This is a genomic window from Sedimentibacter sp. MB35-C1 (genome assembly GCF_030913635.1).
In the GTDB taxonomy this organism is placed as follows: domain Bacteria; phylum Bacillota; class Clostridia; order Tissierellales; family Sedimentibacteraceae; genus Sedimentibacter.
The window spans coordinates 3,427,375-3,446,253 of sequence record NZ_CP133188.1; the positions used below are offsets into that span (position 1 = coordinate 3,427,375).

Sequence of the window (18,879 nt, forward strand, 5' to 3'; positions counted from 1 at the left end):
CTAATTTACCACCTTTTCTTTGCGCAGAACATCAAGACCGAGTTTGAATGCCTGCTGCTCAATTTTGTCATTCTGATTTTCGAACTGCATCTTATAACTTTCGACTATGTTGAATTCATTGTGTTCATACACTTTATCTTCTGGATTTTTATAAATATAGTTTTCTTCAAATTCTATGTAATAAAAAAATTGCTTCGCTTCATCCTCAATTTCTTCCATAGATACATCTGTATTCACAGTTCCTGAAAGTTCAATTTTAACATAATCCTTAATATTCGAAAATGTATCACCAGAAAATTTGATTAAATCTAATATTTTGTTGAAACTGTAGCTGACATCTAACTCTATGGGACGCGTAATAAATCTTCTTTTTGCCATTGGACAAATATTGTATTCCGTATTCTTTTTTTCAAGAGTTCCTTTAACAATACCATGCTCTTCTGTTTCGTCAAACCCAAGCGGTTCTGGACTTCCGCAATAAACTGCGTTGGATCTTGATGCAATGAAGTTGTGTTTCCCTCCCAGAGCACAATAATCAAATTTATTTTTTATTATATCTATATTTACCGGAAGCAGTTTTGATTCTGTTTCTATATCGCAACACAGCAACAGCACATTAATTTTATCCTCATCAACAGAAATATCATATACCGCCTGAGTTTTATGGTTATACTCATGGTTGTCCCAGCTCATGGAATAGATGCACACATTAGTATCGCTGAAATTAATCTTTTCAATAGATTCCGTATTCTTTACAATATATACATTTTTCGGCCACTGAGCATATTCATACATGCTATTAATATTGTATGGATCACTTTTGCCGCATGTTATTATAACTCTTGTATCAGGAATCGACCCAAATTTCTGCGATATGCGCTTAATGCTTTTGAAATCAATGTATTCACCTTCAGTCAAATCTCCTGCAATAAACAAATATTCAGTTTTTTCAAGCTTCGCTGTTTTTACTATTTCTTCAAAAGTATCCCAAATTTCCTGTCTTCTCTTTTTCCGTTCCTTTAAACTAAAATTAGTAATTTCGAATTTTTTCCCTAAATGTATGTCTGACGTATGAATAAATTTAATTTTCATGGGTGCTCCCCTTATCCGATGTTTTTTGTCCGCAGTCAGAATACGTCTGACTGTTATGTCAAGGCTTTTTTACTAAATCTTCTTCCACATTATTCTATCACAGAAAATTCTTTCATTCAATAATTTATATACTCCTTTATTAAGTACGCGGCTTCAATAGCTATTTAATCGGCAAATATAAGGAGATACCATGATTAGGCATCAACACTGTGATACGCAATATACAATTGGTTTATTCTAAAAAGCATAAGCACACTGAAGCAATTCATCTTGAAATTTGAATAAAAAAACAAGACTTTTCACTTTTTGCGAAATATCTTGTTACTTAATATAATTCTAGTATTTATAAATTTATTTAAATAATTTTTTATATATTTTCATTTAAATTAATGTAATAAATCATACGATCTTTAATATTCGTAATATGCTTTTTCATACAAGCTTCAGACAATAAGATATCCTGTTTTTTAATTTGTTCATATAATTCCTTGTGTTCAACTAATACATCAGGTATCGTCTTTTCAAATGTTGTGGCATTTAAATATCGTCTGCAGTTATCTACTATCATTGATAATTGACTTTCCAAATATGAATTACTACTTATTCTGGCAATTGTTTCATGAAATTCCGAATCTAGTGTTAAAAATTCTTGATTATTTTTATTTTTCCTTTTACATGTTAATTCTGTTTTATATAGAATATACTCTAATTGCTTTAAGTCATCTTCTGTTCTTAATTCCGCAGCTAATTTAACCGAATAACATTCCAACAATTCGCGGACATTTAACAAATCTGTTGCTTCTTTTTGTGACAAGCTTTTAACAAACGTTCCTTTTCCTGGTATCATTTCAATCAAACCATCGTTTATCAAACTATTTAGCGCTGTTCTTATGGGAGTTCTAGATACCCCCAATTGCTCTGAAATACTTTCTACAGTTATTAATTCACCTGGTTTTAGCTCAAGTTGAATAATTGCTTTTTTTAATATTTCATAGGTTTTTTCAGACAATGTACCAGTTGTCTTTATCTGAGGCAGTTGCAACATAATGTATCATCCTTTCTCGCTCTTTTATACATATTTCTCTTTAATTAATAGGCCTCATAGAGTTGAGCAAAACAGCCTATTGAGTATAGCTCTTAATACTCTGCAATTCTAAATTATACACTCTTGGAAGATGGTATTATAAATTGAAAGGTCAGCAGAATGACCAATTAAAGAAAGTTCTTTAAGACTTGATAGCCTTGAAATCAACAAAGTTTATATAGCAGCTATATGCTCATATTTTAGAAATACTGTAGCAAGCGTTCTGCAAAAAGTCAAGGGTTTAACCCATCTTTTGCCTAATGATAGCAGACAAACAACTTTCAGACTCTGTTTCACCCAGATGAAGCAACCCTGCATATAAAATGTCCAATTACACATATACTCAATTATACATTTGCATTCGTTTACAGTCAAGCAAAATGGGAGCTGCAGCAAAACAAAAATAGCTGCAGCTCCTTATTTATTATTTATTTACTCTATTTTCAGGTTCTTGTCCATTTAATACGCGAATTGCTTCTTCACATGCTCTTCTTCTCAATTCTTCAAACGAATCTCTAGTAAAGAAAGCTGCGTGCGGTGTAATTATAAGATTATCTAGTGTAAATAATTCATTTTCAACTGGTAAAGGTTCAGTCTCCGTTACATCTATTGCAGCTCCTGCTATAACTTTATTTTTTAATGCTTCATATAAATCTTTTTCTTTGATAAGTGGGCCTCTGCCAGTATTAATAACAAATGCAGTCGGTTTCATCTTTTTAAACACTTCCAGATTAAACATATGTTTTGTTTCAGGCGTTAGAGGAGTGTTTATAGACATTACGTCAGCTTCTCTTACAACAGTATCAAAGTCAACCAGTTCTACTCCCATCTCTTCAGCCACCTTTGGATCAACATATGGATCTGTTGCAATAATTCTGAACCCAAATGGCTTTGCCTTTTTAGCAACTAACTTTGCAATTCTTCCAAATCCAAATATACCAAGAGTTTGTGTTGAAAATCTTCTCATCGGAGGAAAACCGGTAACTGTATGAACACTTTGAATATCCCAAATGCCTTTTCTTGTATGTTCATTATAAGTATTTGTATGTCTTAATATTGTCATCATAAGAGCAAGGGTATAATCAGATACTTCCTGTATACTATAGTCTGGTATATTGCAAACTGCGATTTCTTTTTTCTTAGCAGTTGCCAAATCAATGGTATCATATCCTATGCCTTGTCTTACAATAACCTTGCATTTATTCATGGATTCTATTATATCTTTAGTAATTTTTTTATCCGCGGTAATAACTGCATCTGCATCAACTACTTCTTTTAAAAATGTTTCATTATCATCATTAGGTACAAATTTTAATTGAAAGCTTGCTTTTTCTATTAATTCCTTTTCATAAGCAGGATCGGTTATTAATACGCTGCTTACAACAATCTTTTTACTCATTTTATTTTCTCCTTCTATTCGTGCAGTAATTTTGTTATAAATAAGTCTATAAACAACGGAGCTTTATAGAATAAGTCTTCTTTATTAACTCTTTCAGTATATTTGTGCAAATCTACTCCCCAAGGCCCTATATTTATAACTGGCATTGACACATCTTTAATTTCTTCTAATGGAATATAATAAACATCTTTCCACATAAGCATGTTGTTTTCTATATAGTCAATATCTCTTTGCTCTGATACGAACATTGCGTAGCTTAAGTCAGATATTCCCGTATAATAATTTTGCACTACAATTTCTTCATTAAAATTATCTTTAGAATATTCTTTTAATTGTTCTATAATTTCATTAATCTTTTTTGACTTCTCGCCAAGCATCATATTATTTGTACTTGGATAATATGGTGGAGTAAGTGCTAAAATCACACATGGATTTAAGTCTTTCACATATTCCAGTGTTTTTTCAATTATAATGTTTGCAGCCTCTATTGTTGATACTTCATTATTATTGAATTTTTCTTTAACTTCTGCCATTACCTTAATATATGCCTCTTCAAATTCTTTTCCTGAATCTCTTAAAGCATCTTTATACAGCTCAGAATAGAATTTTACTTTTGGCTCCCAATTTAATCTTTGATACTCAAGTCCAGACATCTCAGTATATTTTTTGTAGCTTTCATTTAATTCTTCAACTACTGTTTCAAAAGCCTTAACGCTTATTTTCTTCAACTCTCCCATTAATTCCATAGGAGTTTTTTCCAATGGAAGAATACTCATGTAGCCGCATGTAGCCTTTGGTAAAGATACATCGTATACAGTCTTCCTATCCTTGTGATATAACCATGTAGGAGCAGGATTTGTTGTATTTCCTTTTCTTTCAAGAAAATTAGGATTCAATTCAGTTTTCCTGATTATTTCAGCAAGAATATTTATAGGGTTAATTCCTTGATAAACGTATCCTACATGAGTAAGCTTACCTCTAACATAGACTACAGGCATTATTTTACCTATTGAACCATCGTACCAAGTTGGTTTTGATTCATCATCGCGTTCATGCGGCTCACAATTTATCATTAGTTTATAATCTAAACCATATTTATCTTTTAATTCTTTTAATTTAAGTGCTCCAGCTCTCATACCAGCTGATAAATTTTCTTCATCTGGCACAGAGAGAAGAACAATATTACCCTTAAAGTTTTTATCTTTGCTGTATTCCTCTATTAATGAAAGCTGAATCGCTCCACCGCCCTTCATGTCGGCAACGCCACGACCAAATATCCATTTATCACTTAATAAATCTTCTTTCATTTTCTTAGGAAGCTCAATAGTAGTATTTTTGAATGCTTTTTCTACCTCGTACGGCTTTAAGCAAAACGGTTCAAAAACTCCATAATCCTTAGTTTCAACGCAATCATTGTGATGTATGAATACAATAGTGTCGTTACCTTGTCCTTTTAATAGGCACCATGAAACCTTTCTGCCTATGTAGTCACCAGGTATGTCATAGAAACCACAGTTCTCTGGATTTTCCTTAAAATATTCAACTTTATTAAACCAGTTCTCATAAAATTTCTCTATGTTTAATTCCAATTTGGAATTAGTATCACTTCTTGTACCTACAAAATCTAATAAATTTGTTTCAATTGTATTTTTTAAATTATTTATATTAATAGTCATTTAATGCACCCCGCTTATTTAAATTATAGTTTACCCAAAGCTGTCTTAATTTTATCACACGCTTCAATAATATCCTCATAGGAACGGCAATATGCTAGTCTAACATGGCCTTTTCCATAATCACCAAATGATGTTCCCGGTACACCTACTACACCTGCTTCTTCCATTAAATAATTACAGAAGTCTTTTTCTGACATTCCGAATGATGTTATATCAGGGAAAGCATAAAAAGCACCTTTTGGTTTTATCATTTTTAATCCGTCAATCTTTGTAAAGGCTTCATATAAATAGTCACCTCTTCTTTTAAATTCCTTTACCATGCTGTCTATAAACTCGTCACCATTTTTAAAAGCTTCTACTGCACCCCATTGAGCAAATGCTGTTGCACAAGTTGAAAAATTTTGATGAACTTTATTTATATATTTTATAGCATTTGCTGATCCTAATACATAACCTATTCTCCAACCTGTCATTGAAAAAGATTTAGAAGTTGATTTAACTACTAAAGTTCTGTCCCTCATGTCTTCTAAAGTTGAAATAGAAACATGTTTTTCGCCATATATAAACTCATCATAACATTCATCAGATATAACAATTAAATCATTTGCTTTTGCTAAATCAGCAATTTTTTCTAAATTTTCCTTATTCAAAACATATCCTGCAGGATTGTTAGGGGAATTAATTAAAAGCATCTTTGTTTTAGGTGTAATTCTGTCTTTAATTCTATCTACATTTAATTCCCAATTTTCTGACATAAGTACAGGAACTTCTACTAACTTTACTCCCGCAATAATTGCCTGCTCTTTATATGCTGAAAAGTATGGGCTTGGACAAATGATTTCGTCACCCGGATTCATCATTGTAAGCATTATAACTCCAATAGCCTCGGCAGCTCCACTCGTTACACTTATTTCAGTTTCATAATCGTATTTTAATCCAAAGCGTCTTTCTTCCTTTTCTATAATAGCCTTTCTTAAAGGCTCTATCCCATTAATGTCAGTATAATGTACTTGCCCTTTATCTAATGCTAACTTTACTGCTTCCTTTGCAAAGTCAGGAGAATCAAAATCCGGCCGTCCTATTTCCATGTGTATTATTCTCTTACCTTGTTCTTCTAATCTGTTCGCCTTTGCAAAGATTTCATACAATCCTCCAAAAGGCATTGCTTCTAACCTGTCATTACAAGCTATCATTTTACTTCCTCCTAATTTTATTTATAGATTAATATTTTTGAAAATGCTATTTTATTAATTATTGTATACATGTATACATGGATATGTATACTAATGTTTTGCTAAGGAAGCTGTTGCTTATCAACATTAACATTAATTTCAGTATATTAATTACTTCACATGCACACAACTTATATACATAAGTTTCCATTTTCGTCAAAAGTAAATTCCTCTGGATCGCTTAAGATTTTTATATTAGGGTTAATTTTAGCTTCATCGAGATGAGCTTCAGAAATATAAATTTCATCTAATTGCAAAGAGTTTTTAATTCTAATAATTTTAGGATTATTCTTATCGCTGTCAACTGTAGTCCTAAGAGCAATTTGAATTGCTTCCTTATCTGACTTTAAAATCATTGGAATTTTGCTTCCTTTAATTGTTGTAGCTGTTATTGCATTTGGGTATGTCATTTCTAAATCTATCTTGTCGAAAAGCCTCTTTGTTATAGCATCAGCCCCTCCAATTCCAACAGCACTTCCATGACTTTCATCTGACAAATCAAGAACAACAACATTTTCAGCGCTTATACCTCCTGATGCATAAGGTGTTGCAAAAGTACCTGTTATATTTGGATCCATTCCATCCCCACTAAAGTTTTTCCCAATTTTATCAACTACTAAAACATCTGTTTTTTCAAAATAAATTTTTGGCATGTTTTTACGTGCCTCATTCAGCAATTCAGGCTCTTTTTCTTCAATTTCATCTGGACCCAAGGCCACTAAGCGCCTTGTTTCATCATATGGATTCTCTAAAATAGCAAGCCCGCATATTATGGGAGCATTAGCTATAATTGATTTCCCAAAAAGATATACATTTTTCTTCATATTTTTGAATCCTTTTTCATGGCACACCTCAGCACCATGCTGCTTGCCAAGCCCAATTGCCATCATTTTCATTAAACCACTTTCATAATTACCTCTAAAGCAAGTGTGTGGCTTTACCCTGCCGCATACTATGATTCCATCAGATTCTGCTGCATATCTGTCAATAAAAACACTTACACCTTCCTCATTTTTACATATTTCAATGGTTTCCATCGATGAATAAATTGGACATCCTATATATTTTTCAGTAACGCCATATCCTTCAATTAACTTCTTTTGGCCTTCTGCTGTAGCACCGCCGTGACTTCCCATTGCTGGTATAACAAAAGGCCTTGCCCCAACTTTCTTGCAATAATCCACTATGCTTTTTATAATCAAAGCTATATTGGAGATTCCGCGGCTTCCACAAGTTATACAGATCCTTTTGCCTTCAGAAATAGAATTATTAAATTTATCCTGACTAAGCAGCTTATCAACTTCAGAAGAAATATTAGATGTATCCAACTTTTCACAATTAAATATTTGTTGCACTTTCACCATTTTAGGTAGCTTTACATCCCTAGCTAATTTAGATACAACACTCATTGTTTTCTCCGTTTTATATATTCGTAAATCCAAATTACAAAAATTTTTAATTAATATCTCTATTGTATTGTTTTATCCACTTATTCAATAAATACATAGAAACTTCATATTCTTCAGTTATGTCTTTCTTTTTCATTCCGCCATAATACAATTGAACTACCCTATCTTTATAAACATCAGTATAGATAAATCTGTGTTTTGTATTTTTTGTTCCGTTCATATACATACCTCTAACAAATGAAAATTTTGGTTTGTTTTGTCAACGAAAAGCAGAGATCAGCAACTCTCCGCTTTCCAACTAACCATACATTATACAGCGCTTACCCTCTCATTAAATATACTAAAAACATTGAAATATCTGGGATAAATGTAATAAGTAACAGACAAACAACCATGGAAATCAGAAACGGAATTGCTGCCTTTGCTATATTTTCATATCGCATATTTGCAACTGCCGATGCTACGAACAAATTAGCCCCATACGGAGGAGTAACAAAACCTATTGCAAGTGCTACTGTCATAAAAATACCAAAATGAATAGGATCAACTCCCATTGATTTTACTAATGGTAAAAATACAGGTGTTAATATCAAGCATGAAGATATATTGTCAACAAAGCACCCAACGACTAAAAGGATTACAAGAATTAACAGTTTCATTACTATATCGCTGGAAATAGCAGATCCTAAGAACGCTCCAATTGTAACTGGTATCTGTTCAACAGAGAGATATGATGCAAATGCCATTGAAAAACCAATTGCAAGACCAGTCATACCATTTAAATCTGCAGTTGCTTTTAATGAATCAATCCAAATTTTCCATGTAAGTTCTTTGTATATAAATATACCGGCAAATAACGAATATACAATTGCCACTACAGATGCCTCTGTAGGCGTAAACACACCACCATAAATACCGCCAAGTATAATAACAGGAGCCATCAGAGCCCAGAAAGAATCTTTAAAAACTTTAAAGAAACTCAAATCTGATTTTTCTCTCTCTTTTCCCCTGTATCCTCGCTTTTTGCTTATGAAGTAAGCTACAGCTACTAATGCTATTCCAATCAATAGACCAGGAATAATTCCTGCAATAAATATGTCCCCTATTGAAGCTCCTGCCACAACTCCGTATACAACAAATGGTATACTTGGAGGAATAACCACCCCTATTGTGCCAGCAACGGCCGTAAGTCCTGTTGAAAAGCTCTTCTCATATCCCCTATTTTCCATTTCTGGGATCATAATAGAGCCTATAGCAGAAACTGTTGCAGGTCCCGAACCTGAAATGGCTGCAAAGAACATACATGACACAACATTTACAATTGCTAAGCCTCCAGTTATTTTACCGAAAGCATAGTCAGCTAAATTTACAATTCTCTTGGCAATTCCGCCTAAAGCCATTAGATTCCCTGCTAACATAAAGAACGGTATTGCCAGTAATGCAAAAGAATCAAGTCCGGCAAATACATTTTGACTAATCATAGATAATGGTATGTTAGTAAATTCTTTCATTATTATCAATGTAGCTAAGCCCAGCGATACACCTATCGGCAATGTTAAAGTAGCAAAAACCAATAAAAGGACAAATAATAATGCGGTTTCCATTATACTGCTACCTCCTCTTTTAATAATTTAATTAGATTCTGTACGAGTCTAATATTCATTAATGTAGCCCCTACCGGTATAGCCATATACGCATACACCATAGGAAGTTGCATTGCAGGAGACTTTTGGCCGAATGAAGCAATTCTCATTGCAACTTCATATCCTTGATAAATTACAAAGCATCCAAATGCAAACCAAATAACTATAACAACTACTTCTAGTATCCTATTTGCTTTAGCACTTAACAAATCTTTAAGCACTGTAACTCTTATATGTGTACCATTTTTTGTACAATAGCTGATGCCAATCCAAAGCTGCCATATAAATATGTATCTTGCAAGTTCTTCTGACCAAGTTAATGAATTTTTAAACACATAACGAAACACAACCTGCATAAAAAGCAATGCAACACTGAAGCAAAAGGATGGTAATAAAAATATTTCTTCAAAATTATTTAATATTTTTAAAAACTTTTTCAAGATATACACCTCAATTAAATTTTGCTCTCTGCCTTTGCAGAAGATTTGATTAATAAAATAATAGCTACAAGCTACATAAAGCTGTAGCTATTATAAAAAGATTAAATTTTTACTAGAATATTATTTTCCGTATTTTGCGTCAACTTCTCTTGCTGCATCTATAATTTCTTTTCCAGCTACAGCTTCCATTTCGTCATATACTACCATTGCAGCTTCTTTAAATTTTGCCTTTTCTTCATCAGAAACTTCGTAAACATCTACACCAGCTTTTTTAATTTCTTCTATTAGTTCATTTTCGGATTTAGTATTTTCAGCTCTCTGCCATTCTGTTGCTACTTGAGATGCTTCTGTAATTGCTTGCTGAATTTCAGGAGGAAGCCCTTGCCACCATTGCTCTGACACTATAACTGCTGTTGCTGCATAGTTTTGTTCCAAGCGTAAATAATACTTGATTGGTTCATAAAGCTTGTTTGTGTATGTTAGCACTACACCATTGTCATGACCTTCTACTGTTTTCTGCTGTAATGCAGTATAAAGTTCTGAAAATGCCATTGGAGTCGGATTAGATCCAAACGATTTAAACATGCTTAAATATATAGGAGATTCCATAACTCTCATCTTAACACCACTCATATCTTCTAAAGAGTTAATCTTTTTATCAACAGTAGCTATGTTTCTAAATGAATTTTCCATGTAAGTTATTACTCTCAATCCTTTACTTGGTAAATTTTTAGCTAGCATCTGCCCAAATTCACCATCCAACGCTGCATATGCTGTTTCCTTATTTCTAAAAAGAAATGGAAGTTCTGAAGCATTACATGCTGGATCAAAGTTTGCCACTACAGAAAGCGGTGCAACATCCGCCTCAAGTGTACCAAGCTGCATTGCTTCCAACAGCTGACGATCTCCACCCAAAACTCCGTTGTTATAAACTTCCACTTTAACTTTTCCATTAGTTCTTTTTTCAACTTCAGGTTTAAATACTTCATGCAACACTGCGCCGCTTGGAGAACTGTCTGGGACAGTAGTTGCTATCTTTAATACTATAGGTTCATCTGCGCTTATTTCTTGGCTTTCATTTTTTGTCTCCGAACCTGTTTTTGCATCTTGACTGCATGCAGCCAAAGAAAATACCATTGTAAGTGCGAGCAAAATTGATATTACTTTTTTCATGATAACCCTCCAAATATTTAAAATTTAAATTTATCAATTATAGTTTATAGTTATATATTATTAAACGTTTGTATATTAAATTTCCTCCTCCCTTCTGCAGCTTGTCCAATTAAATATATAACTTTTCTATTTGTAAATGTTTTCTTACTGCTTTTAAAAAAATATTTCATCTTTTAATTATAAATACACTTATTTATGACAACATTTTCATTAATTATAGTCCAGCTTAAATAATTTGTCAACAACAATTGTATACAAGTATACGTATATCTTTTATTTAACATATTCCATTTTTCAATTAAATGCTTATTTTTTAAGATTACGGGTTTAATATTTTATTATTTGTTTCAAATTACCATAATCATTGTGTACTTTATGTCAATCTTTTAGTTAAATAAAAATTTGCATATTTTTCCTTTAAATAGCCATTTAATTCTAAAATAAGTATTATTTAGGTTATTTTTTTAGTTTTTTAATGTATACTAATATGCATTTTATCAAATTTTTAAATATTTGCATAAAAAAATGTTTGCAAATTTATTTTATAAAACCTATAAAGTAAATTTGCAAACATTCAATTTAGATTCCAGCTATTCTAACTTCTATTTATTAAAGATAACACAATTCCATCCTTGATAACATTTAAATGTTCTTTCATATATTTTTCTGCCGCCATGCTGTCTCTTTTTTCAATTGCACCTAAAATGCTTCTATGTTCAGACACAGTCAATTTTATGCGGTTTATTATACAAGCATAATGGTTATAGCGGTAATAAAGCTCGTTGATTTTCATAATTTCATTTTTTAACAACTTGTTATGAGAGAACTCAGCAACTGCTAAGTGAAAACTTCTATCGATAATCATAAAATCTCTAGTATATACTTCCATATTTTGAGACATTAAATCTTGCATTTCTAGCATATCTTTAAGTTTTTCTATTTCACTATCAGTACAATTTAATGTTGCCAGCTTAACGGAAAGTAATTCTAAACTTTCTCTTACCTGAAATATTTCGAAATAGTTATCTATTGAAAGATCTGCGACAAAGGTGCTCTTATTAGGAGTAATTTCAACTAGTGATTCCATTGCAAGCCTCTGCAAGGCAGACCTAATAGGTGTACGACTAATACCAAGTAATTCACTTAAATCAGTCTCTGTAATAATTTCTTTCGGTTTTAATTCAAGAGTTAATATTAGCTCCTTTATAATGTCATAAGCCGTAACCGACAAATTATTACTATTTACCTTATTTTTTTTTATTTTAATATCAATCATAACCCCACCAATAAAATGTTTTCCTAAATTTTTATAAAATTTTAAAAATCCATATTATATTTATAATAATATAACATTAATTTATTCTATTGTCAATTAATGAGACCAATTGGAAAGTGTCAAGTTACTTTCGGAAAATAAAAACAATAAATCCCCTTAGTAAAATTAAGCACCACGAATAGACTTAAGAAATTCACTCATTTGTGTTCTTTTGCCTATATTAATAATTTCTAAATTATCAAGTGTCTCATTTATTGAAACATTTAATTTCTTTTTCACTACACGCTTATCAAGTTCTTTGATTTTTCTTTCTTTAATTTCTGATTGTTTCTTGAGTTTCATTAAATCATAAACCTTGCCACCGTTCTTCTTGTAAGCCCTTAATCGGGCCATTTGGTCAGCTCCAATTTCACTCCAACCCATAGGCCTAGAACTAAGTCTATTTGATAGGATATGGCTCACGTGTCCTTCTGCACTGCAGCCAACATAATCTAGGTTGTATTGATTTCTTATTCCTTCCCAGTTATTCATAATATATCTGCGTGATTCAAGTACTGATTTTCTTTTTCTTCCGGTTTCTGTACAATCTAATATTACCTCAAATAGATCATTTACCCATTCTTTCTTTCCCTTATTTACGTATCCCCACATTACAGGTGTTGTATAGGGTATGTGCGCTGTAGCTTGTTTTATATATTTTGATAAATGAAATCTATCTAACACATAGATGCTTTTGTCTATCCAATTTAAGCCATCTTTTATCCAATTAGCGCCATCTCCTGATAAATACACCTTTTCTATTTTATCTGTATCATAATATTTGTATATGTAGTCAGCTACTTCTAACCAAAGCTGTTCATTATTGTTGTTATATAACCCTGTAAAATATCTTGGATTTATCAGAGCATTTCTATTTTTACTTTCGCTTCTTAAACCTTCATGTACATAAATCAATTTCATCTGTTTGTTAGTTCCATCTTGCATTGCTACATGATCTTCATCTGCTTCTACATACAGGATTTTCAATTCCGATTTCTTATCTAACTTCTTTTTATAAACCGTCTTTTCTACAGCACTATTTTCTATTTTGTCTAGCTTTCTTATGTTGTTCAGCGTGATACTTAATCTTAACATAAAGGGCTATTCTTTTCTTGTTTTTTTCCTACAGTAATTTTACACTAAGAAAAACAGTGTTGATATGAAAAAGGATACAGAATGAATACAAGAATAGATGGAAAGACAGCAATTCTATTGGAGGAACAGCCTAATGTAAAAAGTGACTGATGAAGAACTAATCGTTGTTCAGGCATACAATGATGGAGGACGGGCTACAGCATATAATTTGCTGCGTAGTCAATATGGGATAAAGAATCCCTACTTCGTAATGAAAAGAATCGAGAAGAATCCAAAATTCGTGTACAACAATGAAAATGACCGCTATCTGCTGCATGACGAATCACAGACTGACGATGTTTTCATGAGCATGGAGAAACTCTGCTCCCCAATGGCTTCACAGCATTCTAATTTACCATAAAAAACGCCAATTGATAGGCGTCCTGCTGAAATGAAAAAACTTATCCATGACCTGCTGGGAGATCGCCTATTGGAGCTTAGCAGATACATTACATTGGAATCATCATCAAGGTCAATGATAATTGACCAGACTTCATTAAAAAGAGATGGATATCAAATCAGTATGTACTAGCATGTGGGTCAATTCTAAGTGTGAACAACAGAAATCACAACTAAATCTGATCCACCTAGTTCAAATCTAAGATGGGTCAAATTTAAGTGAAAAAGCGGGTCAATTTTACTTGACAATCAACAGTTTATCACGCTTGGCTTTACCGGTGATAAATAGAAAATTGGGCAATCAATTTTTGACCGCCCAATCACCGTATAAAGAACAGCAAGCGTTTAGGTCGCACCCCTGCGTTGCCTTTATTTATGCTGTATCTTTAGTATTTTCACTTATGAATTTTTTAATCCAAAAATCCATTTACACGTAATTTGTTACACTCCCTAGGCTAAAGTGTTACAAAAATGCTTGACCACAACAACTTTTGTGCAAATATAGTTTTTTAGGCTCCATTGTAAATTCGAACTTTATTTATAGTAATTTGCTTGTGCTTCGTAAAACTTGGCATAATCACTATTCTTATACATTAGATCTTTGTGAAGTCCTGTCGCATGTACCTTATTGTTTTTTAAATAAACTATTTGATCTGCGTAAGAGGCACAAGTCAACCTATGTGAAATAAATATAATAATCTTGTTTGGGAATATTTTCTTTAAATTTCTCAAAAGTTCATCTTCTGCTATCGGATCCAGTGCTGCTGATGGCTCATCCATAATTAGTATATCGGTATCTTTATATAATGCTCTTGCTAATGCTAGTTTTTGATTTTCACCACCAGACAGTATTATTCCATCATCATAAAATATTTTCTCTAAATTTGATTTTAGTCCATTTGGAAGAGCTTTTACTTTTTTATATAATCCAACTCTTATAAGACAACTATTTATTTTATCATTAATGAACTTATCTTTTTCATCATATTCATCTAAAATAATGTTTTCGGCAATTGTAAAAGCATAATGATTAAAATCTTGAACAACCATACTAAATTTCTTTCTATATTCTATACAATTAATTTCATTAATCGGTTTATCATTTAAATATATGATCCCTTCTGTTGGTTCATACAATCTACTTATTAAATTGATTAAAGTTGTTTTTCCCGAGCCATTTTCCCCTACTATAACATATAACTTTCCAGACTCAAAAGTACAATTAATATCTTCGAGGATTTTACAATTTGACCCTTCATACCCGAAATTAATATTTTCTAATCGAATTTTATTGAATGCTTCGAGTTTTGGTGAATCTTGATCAGAACTCTTTTTTTCCTTCTTAAAATCTAATTTCTCTATTTTACCTTCTAATTCCATAAACTCCTTAAATGACGCAATATATTTTCCATTTATATTTAATTGTGTAAAAAAACTTACAAATGTTAAAATCGAACCAGATAATTGATTTGTGGCTGCAAAGTATTGTGTAAAACCTCCAATAGAAATTTGACCTTTAAAAGTTAAAAATGCTAAATATAGCAATATTCCATTACTTTTTATATTTTCGAGCAATATACTAATAATTTTAATCCTTAAACTCCATGAGTGTACTCTACTTAATCTTTCTTTTAGTTTATTAAATAATTTACCATGCTTTTCTATAATGAAATTAGAAAAATTGTATAATCGTATTTCTTTAGCACAATTCTTATCACCAATTAGCCTAATGTAATAATTTAATAATCTTATTAAATACATCGTATCTTCTCTTTGTGAAATATACCAGTTCTCAGTCTTAAGATTAAGAAATACCGAGAGTAATGCAAATACTATTATAATAAAAGATAACCATATATTTGCACCTGATATGATAATTGATGTAGATATAATTAAAACTATACTAGTTAAAGAATTAAAAAAACTATTTACAGCATTAGTACCAATACCTTTGTTAATAATATCATTAGCTAAAGCAATTTTTTGATGTGTTTCAGGTAGGTCAAGTTGCGCCATATCTAAAGTCGCAACTTTTTTATTAATTAACATTAAAAAATGTAAAGAATATAAATAATTATTTACATTTATGTATTTTTCTTGTAATACCGATATAACAAATGATGTAGTCATTAAAATAATAAAATAAAACATTATATATTGAAATATCAATCTAAAATTACCCTTTATTAGCAATTCATCTATAATTAATTTAGGTATAACTATAGATGCTAATGGTAACAAACCATTTAATAATGAAATAATAGATTGTGCTATAATATATGATTTGCTGAACTCATAAATATATTTCATGTAAAAAAAGTTATTTTTCAGATTATTTAATATATTCATAAAAAGATTTATTACTCCTCATTTAATTTAGCTTAAGTTTGATTTACATATTGATTTTAATTATAGGTACAGTTTTCCATTAATAAAAAATTTTATTTTCTGTCATATTCTTTTTACAATATACTTATTACTTTGTAGCATAATAATCAGTTATTAATATTTAAAATACAATTTTTTAGAATTAAATTACCCAGAGCATCGCACTTTAAATTACCTATTATTTTATCATTGAATAAATAACAGTTTCTATAATGATAAATTGGTATTGCAGGTAATTTTTCAATTAAAATCTTCTCTGCATTTATTAAATGTTGGTCTCTTAACTCATCTTGTGTTATGAAAGTACTTGCTATCTCATTTTCAAAGTATTCATTATACCACCTGTTTTTATCTTTAGAACTATTACTAAAATTCAAAAAAAATGTCATAGGGTCATTAAAATCTGCTGTATATGACATCGTAATCAATTCAAACTTACCGGTGTTACCTATATTCATTAGCTCTTCAAACTCAACTACTTTGAGATTAACCTTTATATCCAAATTATTTTCAAGCATATTTTTTATGATATTCCCATAATTTTCATTACCTGTAGTTAGTTCAACTATCTGAATAGCATTAATGTTTCTAGTTCTAGTAATATTTAATAATTGCTTAGCTTTTTCTAAATCAACATTATCTAGATAATCTGCTTTTTTACGTTTCTCTTCAAAGGTAGTGTCATCACTTAGTTTCATATTTGGTGGAATTATACCATATGACTGTACACTATCCAAATAAAAATTGTTACAGTAATACTCACGATCTATAGCGTAAGAAAAGGCCTTCCGTAAATTCAAATCATTAAACGGAGTAATTTTTGTATTAAATACTATATATGAAGTTCCTATATATCTTGAGTATAATACTCCATCTCCTTCTATGATTCCATTTGGATAGATCTCCATTATATGAACCTCATTATTATTAAACATCTTATCTAAATTTCCACCATGTGTATTGATTAAACACTTAATAAATTGCAATTTAACATTTTCTTTATCATAATAGTAATTATTCTTAGATAATAGAACATGCGAATCAGGCTCATAAGAATAAAGTTTAAATGGCCCATTTGAAATACATGTTTTTGGATTTGTTTCCCATCCTTCTATTACATTTTCAATTATATCTTTTCTTACAGGTAAAAATTGCGGCATGGTTAAAATATCTAGAAAGTATGGTACAGGTTCATTAAGTTCTATCTCTAGAGTATATTCATCTATAGCTTTCACTCTAATGTCATCTTTACTTCCTATTCCGTTAATGTATTTATCTGCACCTTTGATATATACTTCAAACAATTTAGATACATTATCATCTTGTTCACATGCTCTTTTCAAACTATATTCAAAGTCGTATGCTGTTACATTCTTTCCATCAGACCATCTTGCATCCTTTCTTAATTTAAAAGTATAAATTGTATTCTCTATTCCTTCAGAATTTGAAGAGACTGAAATCTTTTTTGCTACACCTAACTCATAACCGTTCTCACCTAGTACAGTTAATCCTTCAAATAATTGGCGATTGATATCTGCTACAACGCTACTGTTAGATAAATGTGGATCCCAGGTTGTAAGCTTGCTTGATGTTAAGTTCCATAGTAAAGTATTATTTAATTCAGAACTAACTTCCTTAAAATAATTATTATTACAACTTGTTATAAATAAACTCAATATTGAACATAAAAAAGGTAAAAATATCTTTATCTTTTTCATATTAACTTTTTACTCCTCTTTCCATATTTTTATTTTTTTCATTTACCAATTGCAAATAAATATATTGGATATTCATTTATTGGCAGCCTTAGAACACTTTTTAACTTTTCATCTTTAAAACCACCAATTCCAACAATACCTATTTTATTTTTTGTAGCCATCAAATATAAATTCTGACCAATATGCCCAGCATCTATGAAAACATATCTATATCCCCTATCACCATACTTAGAAATAGTTCTATTAAAATCCGCACAAAGACAAATTATTGCAGATGTATTATATATAAATGGTTGATTTAAGCAGTAATTAACAATGTCATCTATAGTCATCTCAATATCATTAGTATATTCTAAATACTTTTTTTTTCGGTTGTAATGATATACTCCCTTTTCTAATTCTTTAATACTATTATTAATAATATGAATTTCAATAGGGTATCTTGCTCCAGCTGACGGTACTGTATTATTTAAAGAAGAGTTATAATCAAAAGTACTATATGCCCAAATTAACAAATCTGATAATTCCTTTAAATGTATTGAATTATTATCAAAATCTCTTTTACTTTTTCTTTTTAATAATACGTCTTTTAGATCATCTTTAGTATGATTAATGTCTTGATTTAAATAAATTATTTCTTTAGAATTATAATAATTTTCTTTTATTTCTTTTTCGTAGTTAGCACTTGGGTCATAATCCAGGTAAAAATCGGAAATAGATGTATGTTTATGAAATGTTCGCCAAATATTATTGTTCATTAATAAGCCCCCTAACAAC

The 18,879-nt window shown here is 30.8% G+C and carries 17 protein-coding genes; 2 read left to right on the forward strand and 15 right to left on the reverse strand.

Annotated features, from left to right (window positions below; genetic code table 11):
• The 12 genes from RBQ61_RS16705 to RBQ61_RS16760 all read right to left on the reverse strand — a co-directional run bounded on the left by RBQ61_RS16705 (position 1) and on the right by RBQ61_RS16760 (position 13,558).
• Entirely contained in the window at positions 1–1,092 is a 1,092-nt protein-coding gene (locus tag RBQ61_RS16705) for a metallophosphoesterase (RefSeq protein WP_308138346.1), read from the reverse strand.
• A gap of 367 nt (positions 1,093–1,459) precedes the next feature.
• On the reverse strand, positions 1,460–2,137 hold the full coding sequence (locus RBQ61_RS16710; protein WP_308138347.1) for a GntR family transcriptional regulator: 678 nt from the start codon (positions 2,135–2,137) through the stop codon (positions 1,460–1,462).
• Between the two features lie 463 nt (positions 2,138–2,600).
• Positions 2,601–3,575 (reverse strand): C-terminal binding protein, encoded by a 975-nt coding sequence (locus RBQ61_RS16715; RefSeq protein ID WP_308138348.1) that lies wholly within the window; start codon positions 3,573–3,575, stop codon positions 2,601–2,603.
• A gap of 14 nt (positions 3,576–3,589) precedes the next feature.
• On the reverse strand, positions 3,590–5,251 hold the full coding sequence (locus RBQ61_RS16720; protein WP_308138349.1) for a M20/M25/M40 family metallo-hydrolase: 1,662 nt from the start codon (positions 5,249–5,251) through the stop codon (positions 3,590–3,592).
• A 23-nt stretch (positions 5,252–5,274) separates the two neighbouring features.
• Positions 5,275–6,444 carry a pyridoxal phosphate-dependent aminotransferase gene (locus tag RBQ61_RS16725; RefSeq protein ID WP_308138350.1) on the reverse strand — a complete coding sequence of 390 codons (1,170 nt, stop codon included), beginning with the start codon at positions 6,442–6,444 and terminating at the stop codon, positions 5,275–5,277.
• A gap of 170 nt (positions 6,445–6,614) precedes the next feature.
• Complete coding sequence (locus tag RBQ61_RS16730) at positions 6,615–7,892, reverse strand: lactate racemase domain-containing protein (protein ID WP_308138351.1); 1,278 nt, start codon at positions 7,890–7,892, stop codon at positions 6,615–6,617.
• A 46-nt stretch (positions 7,893–7,938) separates the two neighbouring features.
• Positions 7,939–8,112, reverse strand: a complete 174-nt coding sequence (locus RBQ61_RS16735; protein ID WP_308138352.1) for a hypothetical protein — start codon at positions 8,110–8,112, stop codon at positions 7,939–7,941.
• A 100-nt stretch (positions 8,113–8,212) separates the two neighbouring features.
• Complete coding sequence (locus RBQ61_RS16740) at positions 8,213–9,496, reverse strand: TRAP transporter large permease (protein ID WP_308138353.1); 1,284 nt, start codon at positions 9,494–9,496, stop codon at positions 8,213–8,215.
• Entirely contained in the window at positions 9,496–9,975 is a 480-nt protein-coding gene (locus tag RBQ61_RS16745; RefSeq protein WP_308138354.1) for a TRAP transporter small permease, read from the reverse strand. The genes RBQ61_RS16740 and RBQ61_RS16745 overlap by 1 nt, the downstream gene beginning before the upstream one ends.
• Before the next feature lie 120 nt (positions 9,976–10,095).
• Positions 10,096–11,148, reverse strand: a complete 1,053-nt coding sequence (locus RBQ61_RS16750; RefSeq protein WP_308138355.1) for a TRAP transporter substrate-binding protein — start codon at positions 11,146–11,148, stop codon at positions 10,096–10,098.
• Positions 11,149–11,743: 595 nt separating this feature from the next.
• Positions 11,744–12,424 (reverse strand): GntR family transcriptional regulator, encoded by a 681-nt coding sequence (locus RBQ61_RS16755; RefSeq protein WP_308138356.1) that lies wholly within the window; start codon positions 12,422–12,424, stop codon positions 11,744–11,746.
• A gap of 165 nt (positions 12,425–12,589) precedes the next feature.
• Positions 12,590–13,558, reverse strand: coding sequence for an ISLre2 family transposase (locus tag RBQ61_RS16760; RefSeq protein ID WP_308138357.1), 969 nt, complete (start codon positions 13,556–13,558; stop codon positions 12,590–12,592).
• 142 nt (positions 13,559–13,700) lie between these two features.
• On the opposite strand from RBQ61_RS16760, the gene RBQ61_RS16765 reads away from it, so the two are divergent.
• A complete protein-coding gene (locus RBQ61_RS16765; protein WP_308138358.1) occupies positions 13,701–13,958 on the forward strand; it encodes a hypothetical protein in 258 nt (85 codons plus the stop codon).
• Between the two features lie 30 nt (positions 13,959–13,988).
• On the forward strand, positions 13,989–14,129 hold the full coding sequence (locus RBQ61_RS16770) for a hypothetical protein (RefSeq protein ID WP_308138359.1): 141 nt from the start codon (positions 13,989–13,991) through the stop codon (positions 14,127–14,129).
• A 401-nt stretch (positions 14,130–14,530) separates the two neighbouring features.
• On the opposite strand, the gene RBQ61_RS16775 is transcribed toward RBQ61_RS16770, so the two are convergent.
• From RBQ61_RS16775 to RBQ61_RS16785, 3 genes are all read right to left on the reverse strand, one after another.
• Complete coding sequence (locus RBQ61_RS16775) at positions 14,531–16,345, reverse strand: ABC transporter ATP-binding protein (protein ID WP_308138360.1); 1,815 nt, start codon at positions 16,343–16,345, stop codon at positions 14,531–14,533.
• Between the two features lie 146 nt (positions 16,346–16,491).
• Entirely contained in the window at positions 16,492–18,102 is a 1,611-nt protein-coding gene (locus RBQ61_RS16780) for a peptide ABC transporter substrate-binding protein (RefSeq protein WP_308138361.1), read from the reverse strand.
• A gap of 38 nt (positions 18,103–18,140) precedes the next feature.
• Positions 18,141–18,860, reverse strand: coding sequence for a SagB/ThcOx family dehydrogenase (locus RBQ61_RS16785; protein ID WP_308138362.1), 720 nt, complete (start codon positions 18,858–18,860; stop codon positions 18,141–18,143).
• Between the last annotated feature and the right edge of the window lie 19 nt (positions 18,861–18,879).